5 protein-coding genes are annotated in these 14,314 nt (G+C 70.8%); 3 read left to right on the top strand and 2 right to left on the bottom strand.

All coding sequences use genetic code 11. The annotated features are described in order from the left end of the window. Nucleotides 1-156 precede the first annotated feature (156 nt). Nucleotides 157-891: a metallophosphoesterase family protein gene (locus DB30_RS30650; RefSeq protein WP_052555688.1), complete on the bottom strand. Its 735-nt coding sequence runs from the start codon at nucleotides 889-891 to the stop codon at nucleotides 157-159. A 4-nt stretch (nucleotides 892-895) separates the two neighbouring features. Continuing rightward, nucleotides 896-3,298 carry a hypothetical protein gene (locus DB30_RS30645; RefSeq protein WP_052555686.1) on the bottom strand — a complete coding sequence of 801 codons (2,403 nt, stop codon included), beginning with the start codon at nucleotides 3,296-3,298 and terminating at the stop codon, nucleotides 896-898. 50 nt (nucleotides 3,299-3,348) lie between these two features. On the opposite strand from DB30_RS30645, the gene DB30_RS30640 reads away from it, so the two are divergent. The 3 genes from DB30_RS30640 (at nucleotide 3,349) to DB30_RS30630 (ending at nucleotide 14,261) form a co-directional block, all read left to right on the top strand. Further along, entirely contained in the window at nucleotides 3,349-4,080 is a 732-nt protein-coding gene (locus tag DB30_RS30640) for a hypothetical protein (protein WP_052555684.1), read from the top strand. A gap of 117 nt (nucleotides 4,081-4,197) precedes the next feature. Continuing rightward, nucleotides 4,198-9,102 (top strand): tetratricopeptide repeat protein, encoded by a 4,905-nt coding sequence (locus tag DB30_RS30635; RefSeq protein WP_052555681.1) that lies wholly within the window; start codon nucleotides 4,198-4,200, stop codon nucleotides 9,100-9,102. After that, nucleotides 9,099-14,261 carry a tetratricopeptide repeat protein gene (locus DB30_RS30630; RefSeq protein WP_052555679.1) on the top strand — a complete coding sequence of 1,721 codons (5,163 nt, stop codon included), beginning with the start codon at nucleotides 9,099-9,101 and terminating at the stop codon, nucleotides 14,259-14,261. The genes DB30_RS30635 and DB30_RS30630 overlap by 4 nt, the downstream gene beginning before the upstream one ends. Nucleotides 14,262-14,314 lie beyond the last annotated feature (53 nt).

Here is a 14,314-nt window from a genome sequence, read left to right as displayed (position 1 = left end):
GGGGTAAGAAACGAATGGAGCGCCCCCCGGTGGCCGTGGGTGCCCAGACGAGAGCCCCCTTCGAGGGGGCCACACATGCGATAGCGAACAGCCTACCCATTGGGAGCGAGCGCAGCGAGTGACCGCGAAGTGCGAAGCCGCCTGTGGGGGTCTAAACTAAACCCCCGCGAAGAGGCGGGCGCCGAAGCTGTCGCTCAGCTGGCCGATGTCGTAGATCCGGCGAGCCGCTTCGGCGATGTCGTACTCGACGCGCCTGAACTCGAAGCGATGGTTGGCGCTGTCGTAGATCGTGAAGCTAGCGCGCGGGTCATGATCCCGCGGCTGCCCGACGCTGCCCACGCTGATCACATAGCGGTACTCGGTGCGGACCTCGAACTCGCGGGTCACGACCTCGAACACGCGCTCTTTGCTGACCGCGAACGCCTTGCACAAGTGCGAGTGGCCGATGAACGTGGCCTGGCCCAGCCGCTCCCAGATCGGGATGCAGGTCGCGGCCTGCTCGACGCTGAAGATGTACTCGAACTCCTCGAGCTCGACGGGCGATCCATGGCAAAAGTGGGTCGCGTCGTCCTTCTCGATGTAGGGCAGGGTTCGCAACCACTCCATGTTCTGCTCGGTCAGCACGCGACTGTGATAGTCGAGGGCCTCGCGGGCGGCGTCGTAGTAGTAGCTGTAGTCCATCCGCCCAGCGACCGCGGCGTCATGGTTGCCGAGGATCGTGAACTTCGCGTTCTCGCGCACGATGTTGCAGCACTCGTTGGGCTGCGAACCGTAGCCGACGGTGTCCCCGAGACAGATGAGGGCGTCGACTTTGGCTGCGTCGAAGCCCCGCATCACCGCTTCGAGGGCGGGAAGGTTGGCGTGGGTGTCGCTGAAGATGCCGTAACGCATGCGCTTAGAGAATTTCCGCCTCGAGTTCTTCGTCGAGGATGTCGAGCTCCGGTACCAGGATCGCTTCGTAGGCTCGGCGCGCGAAACCTCGGAGCTGCGTCGTGTCCGGGAGCGAACGCTCGCCCCGGATCTGAGCGCTAGCAACGCTCACGTCGTGGAGTGTAGCAAGAGCACGACCCGCAGCGACAGAGATGTCTGTCTCGCTGGACTGGGATAGGGCCTCGACCATGTCCCGCGCGATGCTCTCCGGGCCGCCCTCGGCGATCACGACCTCCGCCATGGCCCGGCCGATGCGCGCGACCAGCTCCCGGTGCTGGATCGGGAATTGCTCGCCGCGGGCGCTCTGGCGGCTCAACGCGCACAGCCGATCGAGCGCCGAGGTCCCCAGCCCCCCAATTGCTCGGGCCACGTCGAACCAAACCCGGGTCTCTTCGCGGGCCAGGCAGCGCAACAAGGGCACCATGCTGGACTGGTCTTGGGCGATTCCGAGCAAGATCGCGGCGGCCTGACGGACCTGCTGGCGCGAGGACTCGAGCTTGGTCTGGAGGGCGGACACCGCCTGGGTGCCAAGCTCGGCCACGCTGGGGATGATCGCCAGCAGCTCTTCTTCGTCGAACTCCTCGAGGGCGTCGAACACGGCGTCGATCGCTTCGGGTGAGCCGCCGTTGCCGAGCGACGCGGTTGCGACCCGCAGGCGCAGCTCGGGGTCACGCAGCTGGTCCCGAATGCTGGCCGCCCCGCCGACGTGGGTGTCTCGCGCGTTGATCTCTCCGGCGGCGCTGCGGCTGCGGTTGGGATCCGAGCGGCGACGGCTCGCGACCCCTCCCCCGCTCCCGCTTCCGCTTCCGCTTCCGCTTCCGCTTCCGCTTCCATGGGCCCGGCGCGGGCGGTCGGGCTCCAGCCCAATCTTGCGGCTGTACTCGACCGGGTACTCGAGCTGCTTGAGATCGCAAAGCTCGCCGATCCGGGCCCAGCCGGCGGCGCGCTGCTCACTGTCGAGATCGTCGCCGTCCTGATCGGCTTCGGCCCGGGCCCGGGCCAGCTTGATCGCGTAGTCGTCGAAGTTGTCCGCGAGGCCCGACGCGATGATCCGCCGCCAGAATCGCCGCGGCGCGCACAGCCCATGCTCGACCGAGGCGAGCAGAACCCGGCGGCGGATGGCCTCGTACTCGTCGACCGAGAGCCCGTCGACCTCGAGCAGGTGGGCGAGGTTGCGCTTGTTCGACGCGACCTCGAGGTGGTCGAGGGCGACCCAGGTCTCGCGCGGCGAGATCAAGTGTCGGTAGGCGCCCGCGACCAAGGTCTGCTGGGCGCCGCGCAGCCGCTCCGAGATCGGGGTCTCGCGCAGGTGCTCGAGGGCCCGCACGAACGCCTCGCGGGGGTACTCGCTGCGGGCGAGCGCGGCTCGACCCGACTCGAGACACAGCGCGGCGTTGCGCTCGAGATCGCGGGCCGAGACCTCGCGCCGGATCGCCGAGCTGCCGATGCTGCCTTGGCTGCCGCGCAGGATCAGCTGGACGCGGAGCCGGCGTGACAGCGACGCGAACACGTGGGCGGCCTCTTCGCTGCCGACGTCGACGATCCCATCGATGAGGGCGATCCGACCCAAGTAGGACGCGACCAGGCGCACACCCGTGAGCGGGTAGCCGTGATCGCGCAGGTGGATCGGTCGGATCTGCAGCGCGGCCTGGCCCCACAGCGAGTGCCCCGCGTCGTCGAGGTCGAGCGCGATCGTGACGATCTCTTCGGCCTGCGAGTCATCCTGACTCTCGCCGGGGCCGCGATCCTTGGCCCCGAGCCCCCGATCCATGGTGAGCATCGCCAGGTAGGTGTCGGCGGCCTCGGTCTCGGGCACCTGCGCCGGCCACGGGTTGGCACCGACGATCGTCGGGACCCCAGCGCTCGCGGCTCCCGCGGCTCGAGCGGCTTCGGATCCCTCTGGGGGACCTGGGGCGGGACGTCGCGCGGTGGTCTCTCGCTCACTGCGGGCCGCGAGCTCGGCCTCGTACTCGCGGCCGGCCGTGACGGTTTGATCCTCTTCGAAGCGCCACAGCGGACGCAGGATCCAGGCGTGCGCGCACCCGTGCTCGCCGGCCGCGACCCGCTGCGAGACCGCGTCCATGTGGTCGCGCAGGACCTCGACGAGCTGGTGGCGTTGGTGGGCCCCGAGCACCAGCAGCGCGCGCTCGCTCGACGGTTCGAGCTCGAGCCAGTCGACGCGACCGAGTGCCGCGGCGCCGCAGGTTGGGCAGCGACCGCGCAGCGGCCCCTCTTTGTGCGCGCGGCTTGCCTCTTCGGGCATCGCGTCCCGATCGATCCACCGCCATCGCTGCGCCCGATAGTGAACGCCGCAACGACATGCATAAGTGACCTCGACGGCCCAGCTCGCGCCCACAAGCTTGGTCACGCCCGCACCATAGCCTCGCCGTCTTCTCAGTGTAAAGCTGCCCGGCATACATGAGCGAACCGAAGGACAAGCCACGCGAAACGAGCGAAACCGGGGCGTCGGCGCCCCCGACCCCGGGCCCGAGTCCAAGCCAGGCCCTCGTCGACCAGCTCGTCGCGGGGTTCCGCGAGCAGCTCGGCCGCGCGCTCGAGGTCGAGCTGCGCGACGACATCGGGTCCACCGCGCTGGCCTACGTCGATCATTATCTCGGGTTGCTCAAAGAGGAAGAGCGCGAGCCGATCGTCTCGCTGGTGGCCGCGGGCGCGGGCGCGTGGTTCGGGGAGCTGGTCCGGCGCGAAATTGGTGGCCTATGGATCGGTGATGGCACCGACCCCCGGCGTCTGCGGCTGCTGCTCGAGCCACAATTCGTACACTTCTCGCCGGTCGACCTGGCCTACGAGGCGATCTTCTCGGGCTCACCCGATCCCGGCGATCCCCGCTCTTCCCGGGTCGCCCCCGAGGGCGCGGCCCTCGACGGGGCCTACCACCTGCGCAAACGAACCGAACAGGCCGAGGAGCTCGACGACCACGCGTGGATCACCGAGCGCCTCGCCGAGGTCCCAGAAGTGCCCGAGGACCAGTTCTACAGCCTCACAGGCCGGTTCGAGACGCTCGAGCTGATCTTGCAGCTGCTGGCCAGCCGCGATCTCGCGGCCAACCGTGAGCCCAGGATCTACCACCTGAACGACTATGTGGAGGTGCTGACAGCAGCCCCCTCGCCCGCGCCCGAGGGCGAAGACTGAGGCCAAGGCCAACCACCAAAGCCGTAGTCTTGGCGGCGGATTGCACCACGAACGCCTGGCAAACGTGTACAATCCGACCCGAATGCTCGGCCTGCCCAGCAGCTGGGAGCGCGGGGAGTGAACCCTCGGACACGAGCGCTCCCGCTCGACGCCGTCATCAAGGCGCTCGCCCAGACCAGTGAAGACCAGGTCGAGCTGCGGGCGGTGCTCGCCTTCACGATCGCCCGCTGGTCGCTCGAGCGCGAAGACGAAGAGCGAGCGGTCGAGCAACTCCGCGCCGCCCTGACGATGGTGCCCGAGCTGCGCCCGGCGATGCGGCTGCTGTACCGCATCTACGGCGACCGCAACGACGTCCGCAACGCGGTCACCTACCTCGATCTAGAGATCCGGGCGACCCGACACCCGCGTGAAGCCGCGGCGCTGTATCGCGAGCGCGGGCAATTGGTCGAGCGCTACTTCCGAGACCTCAAGGCCGCGCAGCAGTGCCACGAGGCCGCGCTGCGGGCCACCCCGCGCGACCTCGCCGTGCTGCGTTCGGTCGAGCGCGTGTCGCTGGCCCGCGGCGACGTGTTCGGGACGATCGCCAACCTCGAGAGCCAGCTCGAGGTGCTCGAGGACAGCGGCGCGGCGGCGGGGCTGCTGCACGATCTCGCCCTGCTCGAGGCCCGGCACGGCGGCGATCTGCACCTCGCGGCCGACATGCTGCTGCACGCGCTCGAGCTGGTCCCCGGCCACCTGGGCTTGATCGGTGATCTGTTCCGCACCGCGGAGCTGTCCGGCGACGTCGCCTTGATGCTGCAGGCGCTCGAGGCCGAGGCCGAAGCCCGCGAGCCGCGAGCCCGCGCGATGCCGCTGGCCCGGGCGAGCTTGGTCCTGCACGACCGCCGCGAGCGAGCGGCCGCCGCCGCGCTGCTGCTCGCCGCCGCCGAAGCCCAGCCCGACAATTTCTCGCTGTGGCGCAACCTCGAGGAGCTCGCGATGAGCTCGTCGCGCTACGAGATCGCGGTGTTGGCCTGCCTAGGCCAGCTGCGGGCGGTCGGCGACGGCGAGCCCGGGACCCGGGCGGAGCTGTTCTACCGGGTCGGCCGGCTCGCAATGATCCGCCTCGATCGGGTCAACGAGGGGCTGGCGGCCATGCGCAAGGCGCTGCGCCTGTTCCCGGCCCACCTGCCCGCGGTCGAGGACACCGCGCGCTACTTGATCTCCAACGGCTTGTGGGCGCAGCTGCTCGAGCTGCTGACGCTGCAGACCGCAACGGCCGAGGACGCGGGGCTGACCAAGGCCGAGACCGCGCAGGCCCACCTGCGCGCCGGCCAGGTGCTCGAGGAGCGGCTCAACGAGCTCGAGGGTGCCCGGCGTCTGTATGAAGAAGCTTCGCAGATCGCCCCCGCGTATCGCCCAACCCGCGATCGGCTCGAGCGCGTGCTGCATCAAATGGGGCGCGCCGACGATCTCGCGGAATTCTACGAGACCGAGCTGCGCGCCGCGGAGTCGCCGGCCCGCAAGGTGTTCTTGCTGTCGGTGCTCGGCCAGCTGCACAGCAACGGCGACGATCCACAACAGGCCATCAAGTTCCTGGTCGCGCTGCTCAAAGAAGTGCCCGAGCACATGCCCTCGCTGCAGCGGCTGGCCCGGCTGCTGGCCCGCTCGGGTCGCACCAAAGAGCTGCTCAAGGTCACCGAGCAAGAGATCCGGCTGACCTTCAGCCCAGTCCGGCAGGCCAAGCTGCTGCACCGCGCGGGCGAGCTCGCGCTCGAGCTCGGCGATCGCGACAAGGCCCGCGAGTGCTTCGAGCTGTGCCTGGATCAGGTCGATGATCACCAAGCGGGCATGAGCAGCCTCGAGGCGCTGCTGCGCGGCGATCGTGACTGGGATCGCCTGCTCGCGCTGCTCCGCAAGCAGGTCCTGTACTCGACGGATCGCGGCCGCCAAGTCTCGCTGCGGCTGGAGATCGCCAGCATCCTCTCGACCCGGCTCGATCGGGCCGAAGATGCGCTGGTCGAGCTCGAGGCCCTGCTCGAGCGCTGGCCCCGACACCTGCCGGCCCTGCACGCGGCCGAGAACCTCGCTACTCGCCTCAACCGCTGGGCCGAGCTGGTCCGCCTGCTCGATCAACACGTCGGCGCGGTCCAGGGTCCGCGCACCCGGGCCCTGCTGTTGCACCGCTCGGCCAACATCCGCGCCAACTACTTGGAGGATCCCGAGGGCGCCGTCCGAGAGCTGGTCCGGGGGCTCGAGCTGTGGCCGCAGCTGGGCGTCGCCCGGGCCCTGTTGTTGCGCCTCTACGAGCAGCTTGGCCGCAGCCGGGACTTGCAGGCCTTCGCCGAGGGCGGCCTCACGACCGAGCGCGGCGCCGATGATCGTCGCGCGCTGGCCCTGCAGCTGGCCGAGCTCACGCCCAAGGCCGTCGTCGCGATCCAGTACCTGGGCGCGGTCGCAGAGGCCCGCCCCGAAGACTTCGTCACCCAGCTGCGCCTGGCGCGGGCGGCGTTCCGGGCCCGCCGTCCGTCGCGGGCCGCGGGCGCGCTGACGGCCGCGGCCGATCAATTTGGGGAGCAGCTCGACCCCTCGGATCCCGAGCTGCTGGCGTACCGCTACCGGGCCGCGCGCGCAGAGGAGGCCGCTGGCAACCTCGACGCCGCCGACGCTGGCTACGCCAAGGTCCTGGATCGTCACCCCGGCCACGCGCTGGCCCGGCGCGGTCGGCTTCGGGTCAAGCGCAAGCGTCAGAGCACCTACGCGGGCCGCTCGGAGGATCTGCAGAAGGCCCGGGCCGCGGCCGAGCACCACATCGAGCAGGCCGCGTTCGCCACGATCGCCGCCGAGCTGCACGAGCGTCGCGGCGACCTCGACGGCGCGCGGCAGCGGGTCGAGCAGGCGCTGGCCAGCAACCCGGACTACCTGCCTGCGCTGCACTGCAAGGCCCGCGTGCTCGAGCGGCTTGGCGGGGTCGAGCAGATCGGCGAGACGATCGAGACCCTCGAGCGCCTCGCGGGGCTGCTGCGGGTGCCGGCCCACCAGGTTCGGGCGCTGTGTCGCGCGGGCACGATCTCCCTGCGCACGGCCCAGCTCAACACCCACAACCAGCAGTCGTGGTCACTGTTCGCGCGGGCCCTGGCCCAGGACCCAGCCGACGATCTCGCGTTTCGTGGGCTTGAGCGGACCTGCGCCGCGCATGGGATCAAGGGTGCGCCGGTGCTGCAGATCCTGCTCGAGAAGCGGATCGCCGCGCTGGCGGAGCGCGACATCCTGACCCCCACCACCGTGCGAGAGATCGCCCGCCTCGCCGCCCAGACCGACGGGCCCGAGTCGGCGGTCGATCTGCTCGAGAATGGCTTGGCGCGCTACCCCGAAGATCCGGGGATCCACGCCGATCTGGCCCAGGGCTACGCTCGGCTCGAGCGCTGGCCCGAGGTCGTCGCCGAGCTGTCCCGCGCGCTGCAGCGCGAGCTGTCCCCCGAGCGCGCGGCCGCCCTGCACTATTTTGCCGGTGACGCCGAAGAGCGGGCCGGCAACCCCCGCGCGGCGATCGAGCACTACCTCGGGGCCGGGCGCGGGGGCTTTCATCCACGCCACGCGCTGCTGTCCGCCGATCGGATCGCGTCGGAGTACGGCGCGCTCGAGCAGCGGGTCGAGGCCCTGCAATTGTTGGTCGAGCTCAGCGACGGCGAGCAGCGGGTTCGCAGCCTGCGAGCGCTGGCCGATCTGCACCGTGGGCCGCTCGGCCAGCCCGACGTCGCGGTCGATCTCATGCGCGAGCTGCTGTTGCTCGCGCCAACGGATCTCGACGTGCTCCGCGAGCTCCACCGCGCGCTGCTCAAGCTCGACCGCCGCGAAGAAGCCAAGGCCACCCTGCTCGCCGGGGTCGCCCATCACCGCGCGTGGCTGCGGGCCGAGGGCGTCCGCAGCAAATTTGGCGGGTCCAACAAGCCGGCGAGCTCGGTTTCGGTTTCGGCTTCAGCTTCGGCTTCGGCTTCGGCTTCGGCTTCGGCTTCGCGCGCGAGCATCGATCACGCCCCGGTCCGAGGGCTGCGCGATCTGTTCGAGATCCTGCGTGACGTCGACGGCGTGTACCTCGCGACCGCGATCATCGAGGTCACCGACACCAAGCGCGACGATGAACAGCGCTGGAAGCCCTGCGACGCGCTGCAGGCCGAGCCGTGGCCGCTGCCAGCCGCGCAAGACGGCAAGCCGCTGGATCTGCTGGTCGGCGATCTGCCCTGCTCGCACGCGCTCGACCTGCTCCACGAGGGCGTGTTCCTGCTCAACGAGCTGCCCGACGCCCCCCCTCCACCAATCGACATCGTTGGCGGGCGCAGCCTGCCAAGCAACTCTGGGGTCGTGATGGTCGCGCGGGCGCTGGCCGACGCGCTTGGCCTCTCGCAGCCGCTGGTGTTCGTCAACCCCGACGAGCACGACAGCGTCGTCGCCCACCTCGGCAGCTCGCCAACCTTGATCGTGGGCCGCAAGATCAACAGCACGCCCTTCGCCCCGCGCTCGCGCGACCAGCTTGGCCGCGCGGTCATGCGGCTCGCAACCGGCGGCGACTACCTGCACGCCCACGACGCCGAGCCGCGCCTGCTCGGGCTGCTCATGGGCCTGTGTCGCTCGCTCGACATCGAGCTGCCCGAAGAGTCGTTCGCGCCCACGCGCGGGACTGTGCCGGTGATCGATCGAACCTTGGCCCAGTGGGTCGTGAGCTCGCTGCCCGACGCGGCCACCCGCCCGGACCTCGTGCACGCCGCCCGCAGCTTCGCCCAGTCAACCGACACCTTTGATCCCCAGCGCATGCGCGAGGCCATGGCGATGGCCCAGGACCGAGCTGGAGTGGTCGCCGCCGCCGATCCCCGCCCCGCGCTCGAGCACCTGCTCGAGGGCACGGAGGACCGCAAGATCCTGCTCGAGGAGCGCTCGACCGCGCTGCTGGGCTACCTCTTGAGCGATGATCACCTGGGCCTGCGCCGCTCGCTGGGCTATCAGGTCGCGCTGGTCCAAGACACCGCCCACGAGGAGCCGCAGTGAGTCGACGACGCGAAGATCTCGAGCTGCGCGGCGACATGTTCGTCACCGGCGGCGTACCCAAAAAGGTCTCCGACGACTTCAGCGGCGCCCTCGATCTCTCGGATCTGATCGACCAGGTCGAGCGCGGCGAAGGTGGCGAGCAGCGACCGCCCGCGCTGATCGACAGCCCCTCGCTGTTGTGGGGCATGCACTCGGGCCTGCACTCGAGCCTGTTGTCGACCGCGATGCCAACCGGCACCGCGGACGCCTGGCAGACGCTCGCGGAAGAATTCGCCGAAGAGAGCCGGCAGGTCGAAGACGAGGTCATGGCCGCCGCGCTGCTGGCCGAGGCCGGGCGGATCTTGGTCGATCGTCTGGGCCGCCGCGAAGAGGGCCAGCTGCTGCTTCGCAACAGCGGCAGCGCCGTGGCCCGGACGCTGCTGGATCTGCGCTCGGGCAGCGACGACTCCGTCGCCGAAGAGCTCGCCGAGCTCGAGCGCTTTGGCTCGGATCCCAGCGCCGATCCCGAAGAGCGCGCCGCGGCCTGGGTCGAGTTTGGGATGCTGTGCGAAGGCAGCATGGGCAACCGCAAGCGCGCCCTCGATGCCTACCGCGAGGCGCTCGCGTGCCAACCCGAGCACCGCGAGGCGCTGATGCTCGCCAGCGAGTCAGCGGCGATCATCAACGATCGCGAGGTCGCCCGCGACCTCCTGCGCCGCCGCATCAAGCTGTGCCAGAGCTCCCGCGAGAAGGTCTCGCTGCTGCTCGAGCTCGCGGATCTCACCGACCCCGACGCGGCCGGCCTCGACGACGCCAAGCAAGCCGACGAGGTCCGCCTGCTCTTGGTCCAAGAGGCCCACGACACCGATCCCCACGAAGAGACCGCGCTGCGCCGGCTGATCCGGCTGGTCTCGGCGACCGGCGACGCGGTCCGGCTCGGGCACCTGTACCGGCACCTCGCCGACGTCGCCGAGGATCCGCTCTCGGCCAGCACGGCCCTGCACCTGGCGTTCTTGACCCTCGCCGACTCGCGCGAGCCGGTCGACGATCTGGTCCGCGAGCTCGCGGCCCGCGAGCCGCGGATCGCCGATGGCTCCGACATGCTCGCGCCGCTGTCCGAGGTCGCGCTCTACATCGAGCAGCGGGTGGCCTCGGGCGACGCCGAAGGCCTGCCGACCAACCTCCACGTGCTCGACCGGGTCGCGCGCACGCTCGACGCCCCGCGCGAGCAGGCGCTGGTCCGCGAGCAGATGGCCCGGATCCGACGCGACACGCTGCGGCGCATGGTCGACGAGAGCCCCGACCCCGCCGACACGATCACCGGGCTGCCCAAGCTGTCCGAAGATCGCAAGGTCCTGGTCCGGGCGCTCGAGTTGGATCTCCGGTTTTGCCTGGTCCACCTGCCCGAGCACCGCTGGGTTCGTCACTCGCTGGGCGAGCTGCTCGAGTACACGGGCGACCACGCGAGCTTGGTCGTGCACCTCGACGAGTGGGCGCGAACGGTCTCGTCTGGGCCAGGTCGGGCCACGATCTTGCTGCGGCTTGGCGCCGTCCACGAGAACCTGCGTCACGACTTGCCCCGCGCCGCCGAGGTCTACGAGCTCGCCGTCGCCGAAGACCCGGACAACCCCTCGTGCCTGCGCGCGCTCGGACGGGTCTACGAGAAGATGCGGCGCTGGCCGCAGGCGGTCGCCAACCTGCAGCGCCAGGCCGAGGAGACCGACGACGGGCCCGAGCGACTCGCGGCCCTGCGCCGGGTCGCGGCCATGGCCCAGCACGAGCTCGAGGACGTCGACCTCGCGATCGCGATCCTCGAAGAGGTCACGCGGATCGACCCCGACGATCTCTTGTCGCTGTTTCAGCTGGCCGCGCTGTGCCGGGCCGAGAACCGCACGCCGGTGCTGGTCACCACGCTGCAGCACCTCGTCGAGCGCCTCGACGACAACGTCTCGCGCACGGCCGTGCTCGTCGAGCTTGGCGAGACCCTGGAGCTGCAGCTCAAGCGCCGCGACGCCGCCCGCGAAGCCTATGAGCGGGCCCTGAAGCTGACCCCCGGCTACACGCCGGCGCTGCAGGCCCTCGCGCGGCTGTACCGGGACAACCTCGATCTCGACGCGCTCTTGTCTCTGTACGAGCCCGAGGTCGACACCGTCACCGATCCCGCCATGCTCGCGCTCAAGGCCGCGCGGGTGTGCCTCGACGAGCTGCAAGATCACGATCGCGCGATCGAGTATCTGTGGCGCGCCTACCGGACCAACCCGGATCTGCATCCGGCCCGCGAGCTGTTGCTGCAGCTGCTGACCGTCAACAACCGGATCGAAGAGGCCTACGATCTGCTGCGTGCCCAGGATCTGCCCGAGCCCACGCCGCTGTTGGCCGACTACCACTACCGGCTCGGGCTGCTCGCCGAGGCCCTCGCCCGCCAGGCCGCGCAGTCCGGTGACGACGCGGCGCACCACGAGATGGCGGCGCGCCGGCTCGACGCCGCGCTGCAACACTACCGGGCGGCGCTCGGGGCCCAGCCCGATCACGGGCTCGCGGCCGAGCGCTCGCGCCGGCTGCTCGTCGCCCACCACGATCACGCCAACTTGGTCCGGCTCGTCGAGGCGCTCGCCGAGCACGTGGAAGGCCCCGCCGAGGCCGTGCTGCTGACCCAGATCGCCCGCCTCCGCGCGACCCGGCCCGGCGCCAAGCTGCGCAACCAATCGTCGGCGGCCAACGAGGCCCGGCGGGCCTACGAACAGGCGCTGCAGCGTGCGCCGGGTGATCCGGTCGTGCGCCGCGAGTTCGAGACCCTGCTGCGCTTCATCGACGATCGTCAGACCCTGCCCTCGATCTACCTCCAGACCGCGCGCGCCAGCGACGACACCCACTTCCGGGCCACGCTGTTGGTCGAGGCGGCCGAGCTGCTGCTCGACGAGGGCCGGCCAGGTCCCGACGGCAAGCGCGAGCCGGTGTCGATCGAGCGCTTGGCCGAAGATCGGCAGCTGGCCGCGACGGCGATCCTCGACGCGCTGCACGCCGATCCGGGCAACCCCTACGCGGTCCGCCACCTCGAGCGCCTGCTGTCAGAGACCAACTCACCGCTGCCCGCGATGGAGGCGGTCAGCGCCCGGGCCGTGCGCGCCCAGTCCGACGCCGAGCGGGCGATCTTCTACCTCGAGAGCGCCGAGCTGCTCGAGCGGGCTGGCGCCGTCGATCCAGCCCGGCGGGCCTACCAGGCGGCGATCGACGCGATGCCGGGCTTGGTCCCGGCCGAGCTCGGCATCGCCCGGCTCGAGCAGGCCCGCGAGGCCACGCTGCCGCGGCTGTCGCCCGAGGCCCCCACCGTCTCGCTTCACAACCTCATGGCCGAAGCTCGCGACGCGGCCGTCCGCGCGGGCGCTTCAGGGGATCACGCAGAGGCGGCCAAGGCGATCGAGATCCTCACGGGGATCTTGGATCGCGACCCCAGCCACCGCGACGCGCTGGGGCTCGCGCGCGGGCTCACCAACCAGCTCGCCGATCCCGAGCCCGCGATCGCGCTGCTGACCACCGTGTTCCCGCGCGTGCGCGACGGTGACACCCGCTACGATCTCGCGCTGCTGCTCGCCGAGCACAACGTCGAGCTCGACGTCGCCGTTCGCTACCTCGAGGCCGCGGTCGAAGCCCGGCCAGATGGCAAGCAAGCCCTCCACGAGCTGGTCCGCTGTCATCGCCAGCTTGGTCACGACCGTGAGGCCGCCGAGGCGACCGAGCGCCTGCTCGAGCTGTACGGACCGGGCGAGCCGTCGGCGATCGACCTGCGCATGGGCCTCGCGGCGTCGCTGGGCTCCGGGGCCGATCCTGCCAACCTCGCGCGGGCGCTTGGGCACGCCAAGATCGCCCTCGAGGCCCGTCCCAACGACGCGCGCGCGGTCACGCTGATGGCCGATCTGCTCGAGCGCAGCTCGCAGCGGGTCGAGGCTGCGCACCTGCTCGATCGGCTGCGCTCGCGCGAGCGCGACCGCGGCAAGCTCCACGACATCCAGCTGCGCCAGGCCCGACTGCTCGCCAGCGCCGAGGGACATCTGCCCGAGGCCCTCGCGGCCGCCGAGCGAGCGGTCCGCATCAACCCCGGCCACCGCGACGGCGTGTCGCTGCTGACCGAGCTGCTCACGCGCAGCGGTCAGCGCGAGCGCGTCGCCGACTACCTGCCCTCGATCCGCGGCGCGATGATCTCCAAGATCACCCGGGCCGCGCTGTCGCTGCGCGACCTCAACCTGCTCACGCAGATCTCCAAAGATCACCGGCCCGAGCTCGCGGACATGGCCGCCGCTGTCGCGTTTGCGATCGATCCCAGGGGCGAGCCGCCGCGCGAGCACCTGCGCGCCGCCACCCGCCCCGGGCTTGGCCGCGTGCTGCAGTCCAACGAGCTGCGCGAGCGACTGCTCGCCGCGACCGAGCTTCCCGAGCTTCACGAGCTGCTGATCGCCGTCGACCCGGTGCTCTCGCGCATGACCGGTGACTTCTCGGTGCTCGCCGAGCGCGACGCCGTGCCGCTGCCCCCGGGCGCGGACACGCGCAGCTTCGAGATGCTGATCACCCAGTGGTCGGCCCTGCTCGGCCTCGCGCGCCCAGCGTTGGCGGCGGGCACGACCCACAACGCCTGCGTGCTGATCCCCGCGCTCACGCCAACCCTGCGGATCGGCAGCAACCTGTGGATGCAGGGCGATCCTCAAGGCTGGCGAGGCCTGGCCGCGATCGCGCTGGCCCGCCACGCGTGGGCGGCCGGGCTGGTCCGCGCGCTGCCCCCGATCGACATGGACCTGCTGCTCGCAACCAGCTTCGAGACGGTCCGGGTGTTCAACGCGATCACGGCCGACCCTGATCCGCGACGCCTGCAGGATCTGAGCGCGCAGCTGGGCAAGCACCTGCCACGGCGCAACCGCAAGGTGCTCGAGCGCGTGTGCGAGAGCCTGTCTGGGTTCGCGTTCGCCCCCTCGGCCACGGCCCGCACGACCCTGGCCAGCGATCTTCGGCTCGCGGCCCTGATGACCGGCGACCCGGGCGGCGTGCTCGGGGCGGCGTGTCTGCTCGACGGGGTCGTCGGTGGCTCGCTCAAGCAGCAGATCAACCGCTCGACCGTCGCGCAGACGCTGCTCGCGTTCATGCTGGGCGACGACTTCTTGGAGCTGCGCGCGATCGCGTGCGCGCCGTGAAGCGCTGGCGTTCGGGGGCCGCTCGGGGTGCGTGCCTCGGCGACACGACACCC

It is taken from the genome of Enhygromyxa salina (genome assembly GCF_000737335.2).
Taxonomy (GTDB): Bacteria; Myxococcota_A; Polyangia; order Nannocystales; family Nannocystaceae; genus Plesiocystis; species Plesiocystis salina_C.
Note: the sequence above shows the minus strand (reverse complement) of the source record. Positions and strands in the feature narration are given on the sequence as shown.

Coding starts and splice junctions, on each gene's coding strand:
- DB30_RS30650 (WP_052555688.1), bottom strand. CDS start 891: ATGCGTTACGGCATCTTCAGCGACACCCACGCCAACCTTCCCGCCCTC.
- DB30_RS30640 (WP_052555684.1), top strand. CDS start 3,349: ATGAGCGAACCGAAGGACAAGCCACGCGAAACGAGCGAAACCGGGGCG.